22 protein-coding genes are annotated in these 19,067 nt (G+C 67.8%); 21 read left to right on the top strand and 1 reads right to left on the bottom strand.

The annotated features are described in order from the left end of the window. The first annotated feature begins 116 nt into the window (after window positions 1-116). From ACFQLX_RS17485 to ACFQLX_RS17470, 4 genes are all read left to right on the top strand, one after another. Entirely contained in the window at window positions 117-863 is a 747-nt protein-coding gene (locus tag ACFQLX_RS17485) for a class I SAM-dependent methyltransferase (RefSeq protein WP_386416194.1), read from the top strand. A 1,231-nt stretch (window positions 864-2,094) separates the two neighbouring features. Then, window positions 2,095-4,035: a hypothetical protein gene (locus ACFQLX_RS17480; RefSeq protein ID WP_386416192.1), complete on the top strand. Its 1,941-nt coding sequence runs from the start codon at window positions 2,095-2,097 to the stop codon at window positions 4,033-4,035. A gap of 311 nt (window positions 4,036-4,346) precedes the next feature. Next, entirely contained in the window at window positions 4,347-5,582 is a 1,236-nt protein-coding gene (locus tag ACFQLX_RS17475) for a helix-turn-helix domain-containing protein (protein ID WP_386416190.1), read from the top strand. Continuing rightward, window positions 5,579-6,142, top strand: coding sequence for a flavoprotein (locus ACFQLX_RS17470; protein ID WP_386416188.1), 564 nt, complete (start codon window positions 5,579-5,581; stop codon window positions 6,140-6,142). The genes ACFQLX_RS17475 and ACFQLX_RS17470 overlap by 4 nt, the downstream gene beginning before the upstream one ends. Before the next feature lie 216 nt (window positions 6,143-6,358). Here ACFQLX_RS17470 and ACFQLX_RS17465 read toward each other — a convergent pair whose 3' ends face one another. Continuing rightward, the gene (locus tag ACFQLX_RS17465) at window positions 6,359-6,754 is read right to left on the bottom strand and encodes a GntR family transcriptional regulator (protein ID WP_386416186.1); all 396 of its coding nucleotides are present in this window, start codon (window positions 6,752-6,754) and stop codon (window positions 6,359-6,361) included. A gap of 418 nt (window positions 6,755-7,172) precedes the next feature. Between ACFQLX_RS17465 and ACFQLX_RS17460 the strand changes: the two genes are divergently transcribed. From ACFQLX_RS17460 to ACFQLX_RS17380, 17 genes are all read left to right on the top strand, one after another. Continuing rightward, the gene (locus ACFQLX_RS17460; RefSeq protein ID WP_386416184.1) at window positions 7,173-7,466 is read left to right on the top strand and encodes a hypothetical protein; all 294 of its coding nucleotides are present in this window, start codon (window positions 7,173-7,175) and stop codon (window positions 7,464-7,466) included. Then, window positions 7,463-7,786 carry a hypothetical protein gene (locus ACFQLX_RS17455; protein ID WP_386416183.1) on the top strand — a complete coding sequence of 108 codons (324 nt, stop codon included), beginning with the start codon at window positions 7,463-7,465 and terminating at the stop codon, window positions 7,784-7,786. The genes ACFQLX_RS17460 and ACFQLX_RS17455 overlap by 4 nt, the downstream gene beginning before the upstream one ends. Continuing rightward, window positions 7,783-8,787, top strand: a complete 1,005-nt coding sequence (locus ACFQLX_RS17450; RefSeq protein WP_386416181.1) for a DUF2637 domain-containing protein — start codon at window positions 7,783-7,785, stop codon at window positions 8,785-8,787. Before ACFQLX_RS17455 ends, ACFQLX_RS17450 begins: the two co-directional genes overlap by 4 nt. Next, entirely contained in the window at window positions 8,784-9,434 is a 651-nt protein-coding gene (locus ACFQLX_RS17445; protein ID WP_386416179.1) for a GGDEF domain-containing protein, read from the top strand. The genes ACFQLX_RS17450 and ACFQLX_RS17445 overlap by 4 nt, the downstream gene beginning before the upstream one ends. Continuing rightward, window positions 9,431-10,543 (top strand): DNA cytosine methyltransferase, encoded by a 1,113-nt coding sequence (locus tag ACFQLX_RS17440; RefSeq protein WP_386416176.1) that lies wholly within the window; start codon window positions 9,431-9,433, stop codon window positions 10,541-10,543. The genes ACFQLX_RS17445 and ACFQLX_RS17440 overlap by 4 nt, the downstream gene beginning before the upstream one ends. Further along, a complete protein-coding gene (locus ACFQLX_RS17435) occupies window positions 10,540-10,875 on the top strand; it encodes a hypothetical protein (protein ID WP_386416173.1) in 336 nt (111 codons plus the stop codon). The genes ACFQLX_RS17440 and ACFQLX_RS17435 overlap by 4 nt, the downstream gene beginning before the upstream one ends. Before the next feature lie 73 nt (window positions 10,876-10,948). Next, the gene (locus tag ACFQLX_RS17430; RefSeq protein ID WP_386416171.1) at window positions 10,949-13,192 is read left to right on the top strand and encodes a P-loop NTPase family protein; all 2,244 of its coding nucleotides are present in this window, start codon (window positions 10,949-10,951) and stop codon (window positions 13,190-13,192) included. A 141-nt stretch (window positions 13,193-13,333) separates the two neighbouring features. Further along, entirely contained in the window at window positions 13,334-13,585 is a 252-nt protein-coding gene (locus tag ACFQLX_RS17425; protein ID WP_386416169.1) for a hypothetical protein, read from the top strand. A gap of 34 nt (window positions 13,586-13,619) precedes the next feature. Beyond that, complete coding sequence (locus ACFQLX_RS17420) at window positions 13,620-13,808, top strand: hypothetical protein (RefSeq protein ID WP_386416167.1); 189 nt, start codon at window positions 13,620-13,622, stop codon at window positions 13,806-13,808. An 11-nt stretch (window positions 13,809-13,819) separates the two neighbouring features. Continuing rightward, window positions 13,820-14,428 carry a hypothetical protein gene (locus ACFQLX_RS17415; protein WP_386416165.1) on the top strand — a complete coding sequence of 203 codons (609 nt, stop codon included), beginning with the start codon at window positions 13,820-13,822 and terminating at the stop codon, window positions 14,426-14,428. 1 nt (window position 14,429) lies between these two features. Next, the gene (locus tag ACFQLX_RS17410; protein WP_386416163.1) at window positions 14,430-14,576 is read left to right on the top strand and encodes a hypothetical protein; all 147 of its coding nucleotides are present in this window, start codon (window positions 14,430-14,432) and stop codon (window positions 14,574-14,576) included. A gap of 3 nt (window positions 14,577-14,579) precedes the next feature. Next, window positions 14,580-14,765 (top strand): hypothetical protein, encoded by a 186-nt coding sequence (locus tag ACFQLX_RS17405; RefSeq protein WP_386416160.1) that lies wholly within the window; start codon window positions 14,580-14,582, stop codon window positions 14,763-14,765. 5 nt (window positions 14,766-14,770) lie between these two features. Then, window positions 14,771-15,250: a single-stranded DNA-binding protein gene (locus tag ACFQLX_RS17400; protein ID WP_386416158.1), complete on the top strand. Its 480-nt coding sequence runs from the start codon at window positions 14,771-14,773 to the stop codon at window positions 15,248-15,250. Between the two features lie 86 nt (window positions 15,251-15,336). Then, entirely contained in the window at window positions 15,337-16,236 is a 900-nt protein-coding gene (locus ACFQLX_RS17395; protein ID WP_386416156.1) for a bifunctional DNA primase/polymerase, read from the top strand. Next, window positions 16,233-17,408, top strand: coding sequence for an AAA family ATPase (locus ACFQLX_RS17390; RefSeq protein ID WP_386416154.1), 1,176 nt, complete (start codon window positions 16,233-16,235; stop codon window positions 17,406-17,408). Before ACFQLX_RS17395 ends, ACFQLX_RS17390 begins: the two co-directional genes overlap by 4 nt. Window positions 17,409-17,412: 4 nt before the next feature. Then, window positions 17,413-17,583, top strand: a complete 171-nt coding sequence (locus ACFQLX_RS17385) for a helix-turn-helix transcriptional regulator (protein ID WP_386416209.1) — start codon at window positions 17,413-17,415, stop codon at window positions 17,581-17,583. Then, complete coding sequence (locus ACFQLX_RS17380; protein ID WP_386416152.1) at window positions 17,580-19,043, top strand: tyrosine-type recombinase/integrase; 1,464 nt, start codon at window positions 17,580-17,582, stop codon at window positions 19,041-19,043. The genes ACFQLX_RS17385 and ACFQLX_RS17380 overlap by 4 nt, the downstream gene beginning before the upstream one ends. The last annotated feature ends 24 nt before the right edge of the window (window positions 19,044-19,067 follow it).

Genomic DNA, 19,067 nt, shown 5'->3' with positions numbered 1-19,067 from the left:
ACGCGACAGATCAGCACCCACAGTCCAACATCATGCCGCATCAGCGAACGACCACATGAGACATCCTCTAAGTGGCATCGCTTCATGGCCAATTGGTTGGTAGCGGATGCCAATGCGTGGATACTGTCGCGGTGTTCTCTGATGCTGATGCCGCCGCACTGTATGACCTGCTGAATCCGTGGGATCCCGCGCTCTGGCCCAGCGATGCCTTCTACGACGAGCTGGTCATGGCCGCGGGATCGGTCCTGGATGTCGGCTGTGGAACCGGCGGCATGCTGCACCGTGCGCGCGAGCGCGGTCACACCGGACGCCTCACGGGTCTCGATCCGGATCGCGCCGCGCTTGCCCGGGCCCGGCGGCGTACCGACATCGAGTGGGTCGAGGGCGGCGCGGCGGACGCGGGGTGGGACGCCGAATTCGACCTTGCAACGATGGCCAGCCACGCGTTCCAATTCCTCATCACCGACGATGAACTGAGTGCCTCGCTCGCGGCGATCCGCTCGGCACTTCGCGAGGAGGGCCGCTTCGCGTTCGAGACGCGCCACCCGCAGGCACGCGCCTGGGAGGGCTGGAACCCGTCCCGGGTGTCCGACGTCACCGACGCATCCGGTCGTGCCCTGCGTGTCTGGCACGAGGTCGAGTCCGTGGTCGGCGACGTGGTCACCTTCACCGGTACGACAGCTGGGATGGATGGCTCGGTGCTCCGCGTCGACCGCACGTGCCTGCGCTTCCTCGACGTCGTGCGGCTTGACGAGTTCCTTGCCGGGGCAGGCTTGGTCATCGAGGCCCAGTACGGTGACTGGCACCGCGGACCCGTGACCGGCACGAGTCAGGAGATCATCACGATCGCCCGCCGGAAGTAGCCGCATCAGATCCGGATCTCCGACCATGCTCAACCGTCCCGACCCGGAGTCGGGGCGAAATATCCGCCTGGCTGTCCTGGTGATTGAGCGGGTGCGGATCCGTGGGATCGACGACGGCGAGGCTCGGCGGCTACTACGGATCAATAGTCCACGGGCGCCGGCATACGGCCGCTCAGGGCTGCACACGGCTACGCATACGCCAAGACCCCGTCCTCAGCGAAAGCGCTGGTGGCGGGGTCTTCGGGCACCTTGTGCGAGGTGCCCCCGGCAGGATTCGAACCTGCGCACACGGCTCCGGAGAGCGTGATCCCCCAGTGTCAAAATATTGCTCTGACCTGCATGAATCCTTCGGGAAGATCGCACGCTCTCCCGATCCACACGCCCCTCACACGATGGCCGTGCGGCGCCATGCCTAGTCCAAGCGGAGAACCCGTCGTCAGGACGTGTCCGATTGGCTTCTGTGCAGCGCCCCGGGAAACACTATGTGCCCCGCTCCCGCGTCCGCGCGAAAGAGGTTGAGGCCCGGGGCATCGAGGTTGGCCAGTGTGGTCCATGCCTCCCAAGTGCACTGCCACAACTCTGGTAGGGACGCCGCATGAACGGCGCCCCGTGACCGACTGGCCACATGATTCCTTGCACGCCACCCACCGCGGCTGTCTCTGCGCCGACTGTTGAGCGGCGGCGATGTGGCTACTTGAAGACGGTGCTCGAGGACCAAGCCGCAGACAACGGGCCCGAGTGCAGACGCGGTCACACGTTCCGACGCGCTGATATGTGCCAGCAGCTCCGGCCACCGCAGCACGACGACGCTTTCCCAGAGTTCCGGAGGGACGGTGTTGGCGACGTGGTGACTCTCTCCGACAGGGAGATCACGAAGCCGCCGTTCCCCCTCTTGAGTTTGACCGACGTAGCACAGCCCGCCACTGGTGAAGACCCCGTACAGGACAGGCCCGGTCACTGGGGAGCGCCGGCCGTTCGCGCGCGTCAGCAAGTCACCCACCTGATGGGCGAAGGCAAACCGCCGGTCCTGCCACTGAGCGAGGCTCAGTGGATCCGAGACCAGGCGATGAAGGGAGGCGAGCCAGCTCGTGTATGCGTCCTCAAGATCAGTCACATCAGACAGTTTGAGGGTATGCCTGTCCAGGCCAACAGCCCGTTGCCGCCTACACCTTCAGCCTGACGTGACCACAAACCGATGGCTCGGAACGGCAAGCTTCGAGACCATGAAGCCATGTCTCTCCCGACAGAAGCCTTGGCGCGCATCCTGCAGGCAGCGAGAAACGAACTCGGTCAGCTGACTGAACCGCCGCGGGCCAGTGTTCCCGTGGCCCAGGACGACTGGGAGCAGTCCCTGTGGGATGCAGGGCTCTGTGAAGAGGAGTGGCTTCTTGGTGGCCCAATGGATGCGCTGGCGACCGCTGTTTCGGAGGGGAACGCTAAGGAGATCAAGAAACGCGCGCTCGACTTGGTGCATGACGTAAAGTCGCGAGAAGAAAATCTGTGGTACTTGGCCGTGCTCAAATCTGGACTCTCGCAGGAAGTGCTGCACTTGCGGGAGTGCTTGCATAATTTTGCGATCCAAGTTCTTGATGATGCTGCTTGTGGATTTCCTGATGGCCTGCGGCATGTGGATGAGCTGCAGGCCAAGCTGGATTCGATCACAAGCACCACGCCAAGTCTGCCGAGTGAAACGTGCGTTCAGATCTTTGGCGTTGCGCGCGATGAAATCTGTGATCAACGAGGGATCTTTTTGCCGTCGCGCCTTCTGGCGAACTATCGGGGGCGTATTGGCGTGCTCTATAAACGCCTATCTTCTATGCTTTCCGAGCTAGCGAAGAAGCCACTGGAAGTCGAAAGTGCAGTCGATCTCGCGTGGGCTTATACACAGAGTGGAAGGCCCCTGTTGGTGCTGCGCTCGGCATTCTTTGCTTCGCGCATCGTAAGAAGCGGATTTTCGGCAGACCCGATTTTCGCAGAGCCGATTAGGCGCCTGAGGGCGCGGACCGACCGAAGCGCGGCTAACCATCAGGGGATCGTTCAAGCCCAGCAGAACCTCAGGAATGCATCAACTGCTCAGCAGCGGGCCTTCTGCATGCTCGACATCTATCGCAGGGTGGTCGAGGGCCAGCTCCGACCTTGTGCATGGACGGTCCTTGAGCTGCGAGGGCGATCTGGAAGGCTGCCCGAGATTGCATCATTGCGCGATCAGCTAGTAGCTGATGGGAATCCAGTCCTTCAAGATGCAGCACAGGCGATACTGCCGGCTGTCCGAAACGGAGCCGCTCACGAAGACTTCGAATGGGATGAAGATCGCGAGCTAATTTGCGTCGGCGAGGACACCACTGCGGTAGAAGATCTTGCTGATGGAATCGAGCGGGCCTACGCATTCATGGTGGGGTTCGACTGTGCATTGATGGCGCTTCGAGCCGAGATGCCAGAACTTGCGCGCTTCCTTGATGAGAGCGATCCGCCGCAGGGAGTCCGCGCGCTGCGCGAGAGGAATGCTCTCAACGCTTTCGGTAGTAGTGGGCTCTCGGTCCACGATTGGTGCTATGAGCGCGGTCGACTCGAAGTGGTGTTGGACCGCTGGGGGATGGACTCTTTTTATCCTGGTCTTCAGGCGGCAATGTGGACTTCCCGTTTTCTGGAGAATCTAAAAGAAGTCGCTGTGAGTATTCGCGGCTCCGAATCAGTTCCGGTCGTGGTAAGCCGCCCGGCGCTGGATGCTATGTTCCCTGTCTGGGACGAAGCGCGTACCCTCTTCCCGGTGTTGCCTGCCTTCGTCTTCATGCCAGCGGAGTACTCGGTGAGGGTCGCTGGGGGTCATCATCATGAAGTTGCGTTTGGCGTGGTGCTCCGCATGGCGATTCGGAACACGCTAGTTATGTGCTCCTCATTCGAAGAGGGCGGAAAATCCGACGTCCTGGTGCGCCGTCTTGAGCTGGTGCTAGTTGCCATCCGGCAAACAAATGTCCTAAGTGGAGATGATCAATGCGTGCGAGCGAATGATGTTGAATCGCTCATTTGTCGCCTGACGGAACAGCTTGCAAAGCCGAAGCGAGAAAGGGTTCCGTCAGTTACTCGCTACCTGCTTCAGAAACTGGCGAACGTGCATGACCGCTTGCCAGCTGTGTCGCCAATCCCTGGGCTCTCCGCCGACTCTGGCACTTAACTTTCGGACTCCCATGGGCTGAAACACCCCCGGGTGTTTCAGCGCTGAGTCGGACAGGTGGGACAGGTGGGTCTCCCGCTGTCCCACCTGTTTTCGCAGGTCACCCCGGCTACTGGGACAGTCGGACAGTCGGGACACCCCTCCCCTCCACCTTGGATCTCAACCGAACGACTGGGCCCGGACACTTTGTCCGGGTCCGCTGCCGTTCGGTGCCTCATGCTCGGTCGGCTGGAGAGGAAAGACCGTCTGTCCAGCGTGACGACCGGCTCGGTACCGTGAAGCTAGCCCCTAGAACCAGGAGGCAACACGCAATGCGTGGTCTTGGAGATCACCTCAGCATCGGCGAGCGCATCGCGTTCTACCGGAAGCGCCGTGGCTACACGCAAGAGGTGCTGGCCGGTCTGGTCGGTCGTAGCACTGACTGGCTTGCGAAGATCGAGACCGGGCGCCGGAAGCCGCCCCGCATCGACATGCTGGCGGAGCTGTCGCGCATCCTGCGCGTGCCCCTCGGAGACCTGCTCGGACAGACCGTCCTCATGGAAGACGAGCGCCAACAGGACGACGTCCCCGCCGTGCGCGACGCCCTCATGACCCCGCGTCGCCTCTCGCGTCTGCTCTTCGGCCCCCAGGCTGAGACTCAGCTGCCGACACCTGCCCCGGTGGCCGTACGGGTGGAGCAGGCATGGAACGACTACCAGGGCGGACGGCTCGGCAGTGTCATCGCCGCTCTTCCCGCGCTGCTTCAGACCGCACAGGAGTTGGAGGATCGCGCGGCGCGTCGAGGCGACGACCGTAGCGATTGCTGGGCAGTGTCGGCCCGTACGCACCATCTCGCCGCCACGACACTCGCGAAGATCGGTGAGTCTGACATCTCATGGCTCGCTGCCGAGCGCGCGATGCGAGCCGCTGACGAGTCAGACGACCCGCTCGTGTTGGCATCCGCGGCCCGGTCCGGCACGCACGCTCTGCTTGCCAATGGGCGCTACGACGACGCTCTCGAACTGGGCAACACAGCGGCAAGGTGGCTGTCGTCCCAGGTGACAGAGAACGACCCGGCCGCGCTCAGCTTGCTCGGGATGATCCACCTGCGTGCCGCAGTGGCGGCAGCGCGGCATCAGGACCGGCCTACCGCCACGGGGCTGTTGGACCGTGCCGAAGAACTCGCGGACGACCTCGGGTCGGATGAGAACTACTGGCAGACCGGATTCGGGCCAACGAACGTGCTGCTCCATCGCCTGTCCGTTGAGCTGGACCTCGACAACGTCTCGTACGTGGTGGAACACGGCCGGATCAACGTCGACCACATGCCGCAGGAGCGCAGCGTCTCCCACCGCATCGACTACGCGCGGGCTCTGTCGCTCGCCGGCCACGGAGACGAAGCGTTTGCGGAGCTGCGGACGGCAGAGCGCACGTCGCCGCAGCTCGTACGCAACAATCCGAGAGTGCGCGAGACGCTGCGGGACCTGATCAAGCAGTCTCCCGTGACCGGCGGTTCGCGTTCGTCCGAGGTGTTCGTGATGGCACAACGGTGCAGGGCGGTGCAGTGAGTTCAGGCAAGCGCGGGGTGCTCGGAGTTGTCGGGTCGGCGGCCGGGGGGGTAGAGGCATTGCGTACCGGTCTCGTCGAACCCGCGATGGACCGCGGATGGCAGGTTGCCGTCACGCTGACGCCGACCGCAGGCCAGTGGCTGCGGATGAGCGGGGAGGTTGAGCGGCTGGAGAAGCTCACCGGCCTAGCCGTACGTGACGAACCGCGCCTACCTGGTGAGGCCCGGCCGCATCCGCCAGTTGACTGCTACGTGGTCGCTCCCGCGTCCGCCAACATGGTCGCCAAGCTCGCGACTGGCGTGATGGACAATCAGGCACTGACCCAGGTTGGCGAGGCTATCGGCACTCTTGGTCTGCCAGTCGTCGTCTTCCCGCGGGTGAACGCGGCGCACGCGCGCCATCCCGCGTGGCAAGGGCACATCGATGCTCTTCGTGCTGGGGGAGTGCTCGTCGTCTACGGCCCGGACGTCTGGCCGCTGTATGAGCCGAGGGAGGCGCCGGCGGGGCGCGAACTCCCATGGGCCGCAGTGCTGGCCGCCGTGGAGGAAGCCACTCGATGACGAATCGTCAACCTGGCTGACCTGCAGGGAAAGAGGACCCGGACAGTCTGTCCGGGTCCTCTTCAATTTCCGGCCGCATGCTCATTGCCATGTCAGGGATCAATGAGCAAAGCGGCGAGTTGGGAGGGCTGACTCCCACGGAACTTGCTTTGATCGAAGCAAGTTTGAGCGAGGCGCGCGCCACGGTTGAACGACTGCTGCGGCGTGCGGACGAACTCACGGCGAGGTTGGAGTCCCGTCACCGACAAGCTGTTCAAGGCGGTCGAGTCGCTCACCGAGCAGACGAAGAGCGTCATGAATCGAGCTGAGCTCTGCGGCCAGTGCGGTGAAGGCGGGGCTGCTGCCCGGCTCGGTGCCGAGCGGCATCGAGGGGTCTCGGACGAACGTCCCGCGGCCTTGCTGGGTGAGGACCAACCCCTCGTCGCGGAGTTGGCCGTACGCGCTCTGAACAGTCAGGAGCTGCACGCCAAGTTGCTTGGCGAGTGTGCGAGCCGCTGGGAGTCGATCTCCCGGTTCGTACTCGGGCTTCGGGCCTGTGATCTTCGCTCGGAAGTCCGCAGCGATGTCCTTGGCCGTGGGCGCCTGCCTGGGCGCTTCTGAGCTGTGCTCCATGGGTTCGAGAGTAGCCGGACTAAGTCAATCTCGGCTTTCCCGTCGGACCTCCTTGACAGGGCAGATTGACATAAGTCAATCTGAACTCACGCCCGGAGGGCCCCGTGAAACGGGTCTGAAGGAAGCGGCTGGTCTTTGATAAACGCCTGGTCACAGGCGTACATAAGTGGGCCTCTGAGCCGTCTCCCCGCAGTGACGGCCGCGCGGATGCAAGACCGCGCACCTGCACGACTCCAACCCTCGCAGTGCTCCGGCGCTGCGGCCCCGGACAGCCGTGATGGCGGCAGATTAAATCTGCCTCCGGGGCGCTGCCCTGCCGCCGATGCGGCTTGGGGCTGCACATCCCGAGTGGTCGCCTCTCACCACCATGCCACGACCGCCCGGCATCTCCCTGTCCCTTCGACATCAGGAGCGCCGCATGCGCACGTACATCGGCGGTCATCAGGCCGTCTCCGTCAACGACTTCATCGAACTGGCCCTGGGCACCCCGGTTGAGCTGTGGCTCGGGGAAGAGGGCGAGACCAGCGAAGAGCGCGCGGCCCGGCTGGACGCCGCGCGCGACATCCTCGCCGACAACCCGGAGCTCCCGGACGACGTGGCCCGCATCGCCGCCGAGGTGATCGAGGCGCACGCCCCGGAGCTGTTCAACGTCGTCCCGCTGGCCCGCCCGGCCGGGCGCCGCCGGCCGTCCCGGAAGGGAGCGGCGGCATGAACGAGCCGCTCACGCTGGACGCGCTGGCTGCTCCGCTGCGCGTGCTGCGGTTGCTGGCTGCTGACTTCGGGCACCTGCCCGCCCCGGACATCGACCTGTCCCGCATCTACCCCGATCGGCTGACCCTGCGGTTCCACGAGGGTCTGAACGCGTTCGAGGCGTGGCGGGAGGCCCTGGCCGTGCCGCCGGAGAAGGTGACGCACGGGGTGCAGGGCGACGGCATGACGCGCGTGCTGAAGGCGACGACCGACTACGCGGGCGCCGTGGTGCACCTGCACGGCTACACCGATGTGCCCGCCACGCACGGGGGTGCGGCATGACAACGCAGACGATCGAGCGTCCGGCCGTGCCGCCGCTGACCCGCCCGGAGATGGGCCTTGCCGGAATCGGTGCGCTCGCCGCCGCCGCGGTCGGCGCCCTGGGCCTGTACTCCTCTTTTGACGCGGTGTCCCTGGCTGCGGCCCGGTGGGGCTTCAGCAACCCGCACACCCTGCCCATCGCCATCGACATCGCCATCCCGGTGTTCACCCTGGCCAACCTGCTGTTGATCCGGCTGGACATGGCGTTGGCATGGGTGCGGTTCGTGCCCTGGGTGCTGACCCTGGTCACCTGCTGGCTGAACATCGCGGCCGGGCACTCGCTGTCCGCGAAGGTGGCGCACGGCACGATGCCGCTGCTGTGGGTGGTGTTCTCCGAGATCGGCGCCCACGTCTACGCCGTGCGCATCGGTGCCGTCACCGGACGGCGCATGGACAAGATCCGCTTTTCTCGCTGGCTGTTGGCTCCGCTGTCCACGTTCGCGCTGTGGCGGCGCATGACGCTGTGGGAGGTCACCTCCTACACCGACGCCCTTGCCTGCGAGCGTGAGCGGCTGTTGGCCCGTGCGGACCTGCATGAGCGGTTCGGTCCGGTGGCGTGGCGCTGGAGGACCCCGCGGCGTGAGCGCGTGATGCTGCGCATGGGCGAACTCGCCCCCGCCGGCGCTGACGTGCCCGCCGTCCCGGAGCCGCCGCAGACCCCCGAGAAGCCGACGCGCGAGGCGCCGAAGCCGCCACGCAAGCGGCCGACGACGGGTAAGGCCAAGACGGCGCAGCGCACGACGGCCGAACTGCTCGCCGAGGCGCGCACGATCACGGCCGGCTGGCAGGACGGCCAGATCAACGCCGAGGCGCTGCGCAAGGAACTGCACTGCGGCTCCGGCCCTGCCCGGCAGGTGCGTGACGCCCTGCTCGCCGAGCGGGCCGACGGGCGCGCCCTGCACCCCGTCGACAGCCCCGAGCCGGACGCGTCCGGCGACGCCGCCGAGGGGGTGGCAGCGTGAACACCCTGGCCACGGTCCTGCTGTCCGCGCTGCCGCTCGCCGCGGGTTGGGCGGTTCACGTGTGGTGGCTGCGCGGCTGCCTGAACACCGCCCGGCGAGACCCGCTCACCGGGTTACGCACCCGCGACGGCTTCACCCGCCGCGCCACGGCCCTGCTCAAGGACCCGCGCGCGGTTGTGGTGCTGGCCGACGTCGACAAGTTCAAGCACATCAACGACACCTACGGGCACGCGGCCGGGGACGCCCTGTTGAAGGCGACCGCGGACCGGCTCGCCCATCACGTCGGCCGTACCGGGGTCGCCGGGCGGTTGGGGGGCGATGAGTTCGCCGCCCTCCTCATCGACGACCACAACACCGCCGGGGACCTGCTTGCCGTGCTGCACGGCGTGCTCGCCCGGCCTGTCGACGGCCAGGACCCGGACGTGCACACCACGGTTTCGCTGGGCTGGGTGCGCGCAGCGGACTTCCCCGCCGATGACCTGTCCGGGCTGCTGCGGCGCGCGGATGAGGCGATGTACGCGGCCAAGCAGGCCCGTGCCGGAATGCGCCGCGCCGGGCTTGGTTGGCTGTTCGCCACTGTCACCGGACGCCGCGCCGGCCGGGCCAGCGCCCGGACCGATGCGCCTGTGATCGGGGTGGCGGCATGACGGCCCCGCGGATCGGTTCGGTGTGCACCGGCTACGGCGGTCTGGACATCGCCGTCCAGGCCGTGTTCGGCGGGGAGCTGGCGTGGGTGGCGGACAACGACCCCGGCGCCGCGCTCATCCTCGCCCACCACCATCCCGAGGTGCCCAATCTCGGGGACATCACCGCCGTCGAATGGCACGACGTTGAGCCGGTCGACATCTACATCGGCGGCTATCCGTGCCAGCCGTTCAGCACCGCGGGCAAACGGAAGGGAACCAAGGATGCCCGGCACCTCTGGCCGCACATCGCCCGCGCCCTTGGGGTTCTACGACCCCGGCTCGCGGTCTTTGAAAACGTCGCAGGGCACCTTTCACTCGGCTTCGACACCGTCCTTGGCGACCTTGCCGCCCTCGGGTTCGATGCGGACTGGTGCTGTGTACGCGCGTCGGATATCGGCGCCGCACACCAGCGCAACCGCCTGTTCTTCTACGCCTGGCCTGCCGACTCCGGCGGCCCGGGACTGGCGCGGGGGTGGGCAGAGAGGACAACTGCCCACCGCCGTGGCGCTGCTGCCGACGCCGTCGACTTCGGAGAACACGGGGGCAGGGCACGCGGCACAGGGTGGGATGAACCTGCGGCACGTCGTCTCGCTGCTGCCCACCCCGCGGGCGTCGGCGAACGAGAACCGGCAGACCAAGCGCAGTCCCTCGCAGGAGGCAGGCAGGCACGGCAAGAGCCTGGCCGCGGAGGTAGGGGAGCTGCTGCCGACACCGACCGCAACGGACGCGAAGAGCAGCAGCGGAGCGAACCCGGCCTGGGGACACGGGGAGACCCTGACGGACGCGGCCCGCAGCGTTGGGGGCCGTACGCCGCGGCCATCGAAAGGTGGGCGCAGGTCATCGGCCGTCCCGCCCCCCGGCCAACTGACGATCTGGGACGGCTGAACCCGCCGTTCGTCGAATGGCTGATGGCCCTGGACGACGGCCACGTGACCGCCGTGCCCGGCCTGTCGCGCACCGCCCAGCTCAAGGCGCTCGGCAACGGTGTGGTCTGGCCGCAAGCCGTCGCCGCCCTGCGCATCCTGCTCAGCCGGTCCGAACCTCCGGCATGGGGGAGGGCCGCGGCATGAAGTCTCAGCCCATCGTCGGCGCCGCCGTCTTCACCGCCGTGATGGAGACGGCCGGCTACCGCTGCCAGTGCAGCGGCGAGTGCGGCAACCCCCACACCAAGGGCGACGGCCGGTGCCAGCACGAGCACGACCACTACACCAGCAAGCACGGGCGCCGGGTACGGCTGATGGCTGCCCCGGTCGACCCGCTCGCCACCGACGTCGCCGCCGCCCGTCTCCTGGCGAGCGAGCTGCGCGCGTGGTGCTCCGACTGCCACGGCGCCGCCGCCCGGCTCGCCCGCAAGCGGCTGCCCGCGGCTTCTACGGATCAGTGCGGCCTGTTCGACCTGTAGCCGACAGGGCCCGGCCTTGCCCGCCAAGACAGCGGCCGGGCCTCGTCACCCCTCCCCGAGAGAAGGAATCTCAGTGAACCACCCCGACGACAACGAACTGTTCAACCGACTCGAAGCCGAGATGGCCGCCGATTCCGGCGCCGAGGTAGTCGACCTCAACAAGGCCCGATCGGCGCGCGGCGAGTCGGCCGACCCGGCTGCCGACTCCCGGCCGACCGAGTCGGCCGCCCTGAGCGTCGACCGGTCGGCCGACTCGGTCGACGACGACCCCGACGACCGGTCGACCGTGATGGTCGACGGTCCGGCCCCGTCCGGTCCGGGCCTGATGGACCGACTCCGGTCGGGGCAGCGGCGCGAGGTGATCTCGGCGTGGGCGAAGTCCAAGCCGGAGTTCGTCACCGCGCTCGGCTGGCTCGGCGGCTACGCCTGGCACACCACCGCCTTCCACGCGGTGCGCCTGCCCTGGTACTCGCTCCGGCTCGCCTTCCAGGCCCCGGCCGGGGTCGCGAAGTTCATCGGCGGCGCGATGCGCTGGGTTGCCGACACCGAGGGCGAGCCGCTGCGGCAGGTCGCCGCCGGGCGCGAGAACGTCGAGGAGTACCTGAAGCTGTCCCGGCAGCGCGACAACCGCGTCAAGCTGCGCAGCATCCTCATGCTGCTCGCCCTGGTCGTCGGCCTGCCGCTCGCCCTGGTGCTGTTCCTGCTCGCCCCCACGTGGCTCGAAGTGCTGACGCTGGCGCTGCTGACGGCCGGGTTCGGCTTCCTCGGTGCGCCGTCCGACAAGCCCGTCATCTCCCGTGCAGTCGTCACGACCGAAGTCGAGCGGCTGACGAGCGGCATCGTGGAACGGGCGCTGGGGGCGCTCGGTATCGCCGAGATCAACAAGGCGCTCGCCAAGGGCGGGGAGGGCATCAAGTTCCCCGCCCCGATCACCCGCGACGGCCCCGGCTGGCGCGCGGATGTCGACCTCCCGTACGGCGTGACCGTGCCGGACATCCTCGACCGGCGTGAAAAGCTGGCCTCCGGCCTGCGCCGCCCGCTGGGCTGCGTGTGGCCGGAGCCGGTCGCCGACGAACACGCCGGCCGCATGATGCTCTGGGTCGGCGACCGGGCGCTGAACAAGGTGGCCGCCCCGCCGTGGCCGCTGGCCAAGTCGGGGTCGGCGTCGCTGTTCAAGCCGCTGCCGTTCGGCACCGACCAGCGCGGCCGGAACGTCGACCTGACGCTGATGTACGACAACGTCCTGATCGGCGCCATGCCCGGCATGGGCAAGACGTTCAGCCTGCGCACGCCGCTGCTCGCCGCGGCGCTGGACGTGACGGCTGAGCTGCTGATCTGGGAGCTGAAGGGCACCGGCGACCTGGACCCGCTGAAGAAGGTGGCGGCTGACTACGGCTCCGGCCCGGACGACGACACGTGTGCGGCCACGCTGGATTCGATCCGCTACGTCTACAAGGACCTGGAGCGCCGGGCCAAGGTCATCAGCTCACTGCCCAAGGACAAGTGCCCGGAGAACAAGGTCATCCCGTCCCTGGCCGCGAACCGCTCCCTGGGCCTGCACCCGCTCATTCTCGCGATTGACGAGTGCCAGGAGCTGTTCAGCCACGACAAGTACGGCAAGGAAGCCGGGGCGCTGTGCACGGCCATCATCAAGCGCGGCCGGGCGCTCGGGGTGATCCTGCTGCTGGCCACGCAGCGCCCGGACAAGGACTCGCTCCCGCCCGCCATCAGCGCGAACGTGGGCACGCGGTTCTGCCTGCGGGTCATGGGCCAGATCGAGAACGACATGATCCTGGGCACGTCGATGTACCGCAACGGCATCCGCGCCACGTCGTTCACCAAGTCCGACAAGGGCATCGGCTACCTGGTCGGCGCCGCCGACGACCCGCAGATCGTGCGCGGCTACTACCTCGACAACCCGGCCGCGGACGCCATCTGCGAGCGCGCCCGCAAGGCGCGCATCGACGCGGGCACGCTGCGCGGCATCGCCGCAGGCGAGACCCCGGAGCGGCGCGAGGCGGTCGATCCGCTGCTTGAAGACATCCTCGCCGTCGTGCCGGCGGATGAGGCCAAGCCGTGGAACGACGTCACCGTCGACCGGCTCGCCGAACTGCGGCCGGAGAAATACGGGCCGTGGGGGGAGATGGCCCCGGCGGACAAGGCGCGGCAGCTCACCACCGCGCTCAAGCCGTACGGCGTGACCACGGGCCAGGTGGCCCGGCGGATCAACGGCAAGACCGTCAACCGGACCGGGTTCGAGCGCGCCCACATCGTTACGGCGATTGCGGAGCGTGACCGAAATCGGGACGCGGGCTGACTCTCGGGAGCCTCTAGCGCTAGGGGTCCAACCCTCTAGCGCTAGAGGTCCCGCTAGCGCCCCATGCGGGCTCTGATCTGCAAGCTAGCTGATAGGTCCCCACCTGCGGAAACCCCTGAAAACCGCCCCGGGAGGGCTCTCGTGACCCCGATCCTGCTCGCTATCGCACTCCTGCTGTTCATCACGTTCGGTTACGCCTCGGTGTGTGCGGCGAGCCCGTTCGGCAACTGCCGCAAGTGCAACGGCTTCGGCTTCGCCATGACCACCGACCGCAAGGGACGGCCCAAGCGCGGCAAGAACTGCCGCCGCTGCAAGGGCCACGGCAAGCGGATACGCGTCGGCCGCTGGCTCTACAACCGCGCCGCCCGCACCTACCGCACAGGCAGCCGCTGACCCCAACCCCACCCCATGGAAAGGAGGTTGCGGCATGGCCGTGACCATCTCCCTCGCCCTGCTCTTCGGCTTCGTGCTCTTCATGCTGCTGCGCTCCAAGACCCTCGGCCCCGGCAGCGCGTTCGTGGCCGTGATGTTCGGCTTCTACCTCGCCTCCACCGGAGCCGCCGACACGGTCAACCAGCTCATGACCGCCGTCGTCAACGCGCTCCCGAACCTGTGAGGAGTACGGCCATGAACGAACCCATCGTCGCCCGGCACTGGCTCAACCTCGCCGCACCCAAGGCCGCGCCCGCCCTCGCCACCACGACCGTGCTCGGGCTGGCCCGGATCTGGAACGCCAACGGCGCCGAACACTCCGTCGGCAACGCCGTGCTCATGACCGCCCTGTCTCTCGCCGCCGCTGCGGCCGGCGCGTGCGCGAGCGTCGGCCGTGCCGGAGACCCCGTGCTTGCCGGGACCGCGTTCGCCGCCTCCGGCGGGCTCGCCCTCGCCGGGGTCGCCGGATACGCCGACGGGTGGTCCCTGCCGTTGCTGCTGTGGGCGCTGGCCACCGCCGTCGCCTACGGGCTTGCCGCGCGTTACTGGCGTACCGACCGGCGTGAGCGCGTCGCCTACGAGCGGCAGGTGAGCGACCGGCGCGAGGAACGCGCCCACATCGAGCGTGTCGAGACCATCCGCGGCACCACGCAGATCGAGGTGGCCCGCACCGGCGCCGCCTACGCCGAACAGCTCGCGCAGGCACTCGTCACCCGCGCCGCGCTGCCCGGCTTCGACCCCGCCGCCCTGGAACGCGCCGGACTTCCCGAACTGCCCGTCCTCGACATGAGCAAGGAGCACTGACGTGGACATCGACCCGGACGAAATCGTCGCCGTCGAACTGCGCTGGGACAACGACGGGTTGCCGGAGACCTACAGCCGCGACATCACCCGCCGTCAGCTCGGAGACCTGCTCATGCAGGTCGACGACATGGCCGCCGAGACGGACTGAGCCGTGTTCGAGATCCGCGTCATCTGCACGCCGGACGACGCCGACCGCGTCGGCACCGCTCTGGCCGCCGCGTTCGACACCGGCCCGGCACGTCAGTACCCCACCCGCGACGGCAAGCGCACCCGGCTGTACTTCATCGCCGACCACCACGCCTCCAGCAACAACCCGACCCACACCGGAAGCGAGTGATCCACATGTCCGTGGGAGAGACCCCCATCACCATCGTCGGCAATCTCGCCGCAGACCCCGAACTGCGCTTCACCACCGGGGGCGACGCCATCGCCCGGTTCTCTGTGGCCTCCACCCCGCGCACCTACGACAAGGCCACCGGCCAGTGGCGCGACGGCACCGCGATGTTCCTGCGCTGCACCGCATGGCGCGACTTGGCCAACCACGTCGCCGAAAGCCTGACCAAGGGCACGCGAGTGGTCGTCACCGGTCGTCTGCGTCAGCACAACTGGCAGACCGAGCAGGGCGAGAACCGTTCCATGCTCGCGCTGGAAGTCGACGACATCGGCCCCTCGCTGCGCTTCGCCACGGCCAAGGTCGAACGCGTCCAGCGCAACGGCGCCGCCTCCGGCCCGGCCACCGACGCGTGGAGCACCGCCGCCCCCGTCGCGGCCGGAGCCGCTAAGGGCTCCGGTTCCGGGTTCAGCGACGAACCGCCCTTCTAGACGCGCCCGGGGCGGGCGCCTCTCACCACAAGACCGCGCCCGCCCCGGCTCCCTTGTCCCTTCGACAGAACAGGAGAACCTCCAGCATGCCTCAACTGGACGGCTCTGCCCAGCTCAGCGCGGCGCTTGACGCTGCGTCGCGCGGCTGGCACGTCTTTCCCCTCATCCCCGGCGCCAAGCGCCCCGCCGTCCGCAACTGGGAGACCCGCGCCACCACCGACCGCGAGCGCATCACCCGGTGCTGGACGCACGCCCCCTACAACGTCGGCATCGCCACCGGCCGCTCCGGCCTGGTCGTCGTCGACCTCGACACCCCCAAGGGCCCGGACGACACCCCGCCGGCCGAATGGGCCGAGCACGGCGTCACCGACGGCGCCGACGTGCTCGCCCTGCTCTGCGAGCGCCACGGCCAGCCCTTCCCCGCCGATACGTACACGGTCCGTACCTGGAGTGGCGGCACGCACCTGTACTTCGCCGCACCCCAGGGCAAGCCCCTGCGCAACACTGCCGGGGACAGCGCCCGCGGGCTCGGCTGGAAGGTCGACACCCGCGCCGTCGGCGGGCTGGTCGTCGGCGCTGGCAGCACCTTCGCCGGAGAGCCGTACACGGTGGCTCACCACGCCCCCGTGGCGACGCTGCCCGGCTGGCTCGCCGAACTGCTGCGCCCGGCGCCGCTGCCCCCGCAGCGTCCGGTCACGGTCCCGCTCACGGCCCGCGACCGGCGCGGCAAGTTCCTGAACGCCGCAGTCAACGGCGAGTTGGCGCGGGTCACCGGTTCCGGCGAGCACCAGCACAACAACGCGCTCTACATCGCCTCCGTCGCCCTCGGTCAGTTGGTCGCAGGGGGAGAGCTGGACGCGTACGAGGTGACCGAGAAGCTTGTCGAGGCGGCGCTGAGCGTCGGCCAGGGCGAGCGCGAAGCGCGCCGCACCATCGCCTCTGGCCTGCGCGCCGGAGCCAACCGCCCCCGGCAGGTCGCAGCATGAGCACGAACCCGATTCCCCCGCTGCACCTGTACTCCGTGCCCAGCGACCCCGAGGCGGCCCCGCGAGAGCTGCCGAAGCGAGAGCGCCCGCGCACGGCATGGACTGCGGATCAGCTCATGGCCGCGGACTTCCCGGAGCCGAAATGGGCCGTGCCCGGCATCCTCGCCGAGGGCGTCAATCTGCTCGCCGGACCGCCCAAGGTGGGCAAGTCCTGGCTGTCCCTCGGTCTGGCCCTTGCGGTCGCTTCCGGGGGCCACGCGTTCGACTCGCTGCCTGTCGATGGCGGCCCGGTGCTCTACCTCGCTTTGGAGGACACCCCGCGCCGTCTTCAGACCCGCATGGGCAAGATGCTGGGTGGGCAGGCGGCCCCGGCCGGGCTGACCCTGGTCACCGAATGCCCGCCCTTCCCTCAGGGCGGCAGCGACGCCATCGCCGGATGGTTGGACCGGAACCCGGACGCTCGCATGGTCGTGATCGATGTGTTCGCCAAGATGCGTGGCCCCGCTCCGCAGGGCGTGTCCGCGTACGACGCGGATTACGTGGCCGTCGGCTACGCCAAGCGGATCGCCGACCACTACGGCATCGCCGTGGTGCTCGTCCACCACGTCCGCAAGGCAGGCTCGGACGACTTCCTGACCGAGGTATCCGGCACCAACGGCATCGCCGGAGCTGCGGACGCCACGCTCGTCCTCAAGCGGGCACGCGGGCAGGCGGACGGCATCCTGCACGTCACCGGACGCGACGTTGACGAAGCCGAGTACGCGCTTCAGTTCCAAGCTGCTTCCGGCGCCTGGCAGATGCTCGATGGCCCGGTAACCGACCACATCATCGGCGACACCCGCGCCGCGATCCTCCGCCACGTTCGCGCCCATCCCGGCGCCCGGCCCAAGGACATCGTCGCCGCGCTGCCGCAGCTCGATGCCGAGAACGTCCGCCGCACGTGCTCCCGCATGGCTGCGGACGGACAGCTCACCAAGGACGGCACCGGCCGGTACTACCCGGACACCGAGACTCGGACAGAGGGCACGCCGGGGGTGTCCCAGGTGTCCGACTGTCCCAGTCCATCACCTGACCTGCGCAAGCAGGTGGGACAGCCGGAATCGGGACTGTCCCACCTGTCCGACTCCCAGCCCGCTGACGAGAACTCGGGGGAGGCCAACCGTGGCGCGTGAAGAAATGCTCACGATCTCTGAGGTGGTCGAGGAAATCGGCGTACCCCTGTCGACCTTCTATCGCTGGCGACAGCTCAAGAAGGGACCAAGGGCAATCAAGCTCCCCAACGGTGCCGTACGGATTCGCCGTTCTGAGCTGGAGCGCTGGATTACTGCTCTGGAGGAGGCCGCGTGAACGACCGTAAGACCAGCGCAATCCCGGGCGCTCGCAACGGCGAGCGCCCGGCCGGGCGCGAAGAACCCACACTCTCCACGGACGTCCGGGTTTGGAAGGTCAGCCGGATATCCAGCAAGACCGCTCCCTACCAACTCCGCTGGGTGGTCGCCGGAAAGGTGAGGCACGCCACGTTCACAACGTCGGCGCTTGCCGAGAGCCGCCGGTCGGAGCTGTGGCAAGCGATGCGCAAAGGTGAGGCCTTCGACGTGGAGACAGGACTTCCCGAGTCCGAACTCCGAGCGGCAGCGGCGCAAGCGAGTACCCGACCAGACCCGTCCTGGTGGGACTTCTCCCGCGAGTACATGGCGGTCCGGTGGTGCACGGCAGCAGCGAAGACCCGTGAGGGACTGGCTGACAGCCTCGCCACCGTGGCCCTTGGCATGCTGGGGGAGAGCCCCGGCGCTCCGGAGCCGGAAGACGTACGGCGGGCCGTGCGCTGGGCCGTCGTTCCGGCTCACAAAGTCGAAGAGCCCCCTGCGGAGTTGGAGAAAGCCTGCTCGTGGCTCGCCGCTCACTCTCTGCCTCTTTCGGCCTTCAGGGACTCCCGTGTCGTTCGAGACATCCACTACCGGCTGTCGTTCAGGCTCGACGACACTCCGGCCGCCACGGACACATACAAGCGCCGCCGCCGCGGTTTCAACACCGCGATGGAGTACGCCATCCAAGAGGGATACCTCGACGAAAACCCCCTCACCGGAGTGAAGCGGCCCAACTCCCAAGGCAGTGACGCCGTAGACCCCCGAGTCTTGGTCAACGATGTGCAGGCGCGGCAACTCCTCACGGCCGTCTCCTATATCGGCTCGGTGCACCGCAATCGTGGAAGGCGCCTTGTCGCCTTCTTCGGCTGCATGCTGTACGCCGCGATGCGGCCGGCGGAAGTAGTCGGGCTCCGATTGGACGACTGCCACCTTCCCGAACAGGGGTGGGGAACTCTCACACTTCGCGAGACGCGTCCTATCTCAGGCAAGAAGTGGACTGACTCAGGAGACCGTCACGACAAGCGGGGGCTGAAGGCAAGGGATCCTGGCACCGACCGGCCCGTACCGATTCCGCCGGTCCTCGTGGCGATGCTCCGGGCACACCGGGAGGAATTCGGGACGGCCAAGGACGGACGACTCTTCCCCAACGAGCGGGGGGACCTGCTCGGCACGTCCAGTTACTGGCGAGTGTGGCAGGAAGCGAGACCGCTGGCGCTCCCGCCGGACAAGGTTGGCTCACCCTTGGCCCGCAAGCCGTACCACCTCAGGGCTACGTGCATCACGAACTGGCTCCGGGCTGGCCTGCCGGTAGCTGAGGTAGCCCGCCGTGCCGGTAACTCGCCGGAGGTCATCCACCGACGCTATGCCGGCTGTATCGACGACAGCGAAGAGGAGAACAACAAGAAGATAGAGATGGCGATGGGCTGGAGCCCGAAGTAGTGAGTGCGGTGCGGACTTCTGCTT

The organism is Streptomyces polyrhachis, assembly GCF_042663125.1.
Lineage (GTDB): Bacteria > Actinomycetota > Actinomycetes > Streptomycetales > Streptomycetaceae > Streptomyces > Streptomyces polyrhachii.
This window is presented reverse-complemented; position numbering and strand designations above follow the sequence as displayed.

Excerpts from the sequence above, each read along its gene's own strand:
- ACFQLX_RS17480 (WP_386416192.1), top strand. The coding sequence starts at position 2,095 with ATGTCTCTCCCGACAGAAGCCTTGGCGCGCATCCTGCAGGCAGCGAGA.
- ACFQLX_RS17475 (WP_386416190.1), top strand. The coding sequence starts at position 4,347 with ATGCGTGGTCTTGGAGATCACCTCAGCATCGGCGAGCGCATCGCGTTC.
- ACFQLX_RS17465 (WP_386416186.1), bottom strand. The coding sequence starts at position 6,754 with ATGGAGCACAGCTCAGAAGCGCCCAGGCAGGCGCCCACGGCCAAGGAC.
- ACFQLX_RS17460 (WP_386416184.1), top strand. The coding sequence starts at position 7,173 with ATGCGCACGTACATCGGCGGTCATCAGGCCGTCTCCGTCAACGACTTC.
- ACFQLX_RS17455 (WP_386416183.1), top strand. The coding sequence starts at position 7,463 with ATGAACGAGCCGCTCACGCTGGACGCGCTGGCTGCTCCGCTGCGCGTG.
- ACFQLX_RS17450 (WP_386416181.1), top strand. The coding sequence starts at position 7,783 with ATGACAACGCAGACGATCGAGCGTCCGGCCGTGCCGCCGCTGACCCGC.
- ACFQLX_RS17440 (WP_386416176.1), top strand. The coding sequence starts at position 9,431 with ATGACGGCCCCGCGGATCGGTTCGGTGTGCACCGGCTACGGCGGTCTG.
- ACFQLX_RS17435 (WP_386416173.1), top strand. The coding sequence starts at position 10,540 with ATGAAGTCTCAGCCCATCGTCGGCGCCGCCGTCTTCACCGCCGTGATG.
- ACFQLX_RS17420 (WP_386416167.1), top strand. The coding sequence starts at position 13,620 with ATGGCCGTGACCATCTCCCTCGCCCTGCTCTTCGGCTTCGTGCTCTTC.
- ACFQLX_RS17415 (WP_386416165.1), top strand. The coding sequence starts at position 13,820 with ATGAACGAACCCATCGTCGCCCGGCACTGGCTCAACCTCGCCGCACCC.
- ACFQLX_RS17400 (WP_386416158.1), top strand. The coding sequence starts at position 14,771 with ATGTCCGTGGGAGAGACCCCCATCACCATCGTCGGCAATCTCGCCGCA.
- ACFQLX_RS17395 (WP_386416156.1), top strand. The coding sequence starts at position 15,337 with ATGCCTCAACTGGACGGCTCTGCCCAGCTCAGCGCGGCGCTTGACGCT.
- ACFQLX_RS17390 (WP_386416154.1), top strand. The coding sequence starts at position 16,233 with ATGAGCACGAACCCGATTCCCCCGCTGCACCTGTACTCCGTGCCCAGC.
- ACFQLX_RS17385 (WP_386416209.1), top strand. The coding sequence starts at position 17,413 with ATGCTCACGATCTCTGAGGTGGTCGAGGAAATCGGCGTACCCCTGTCG.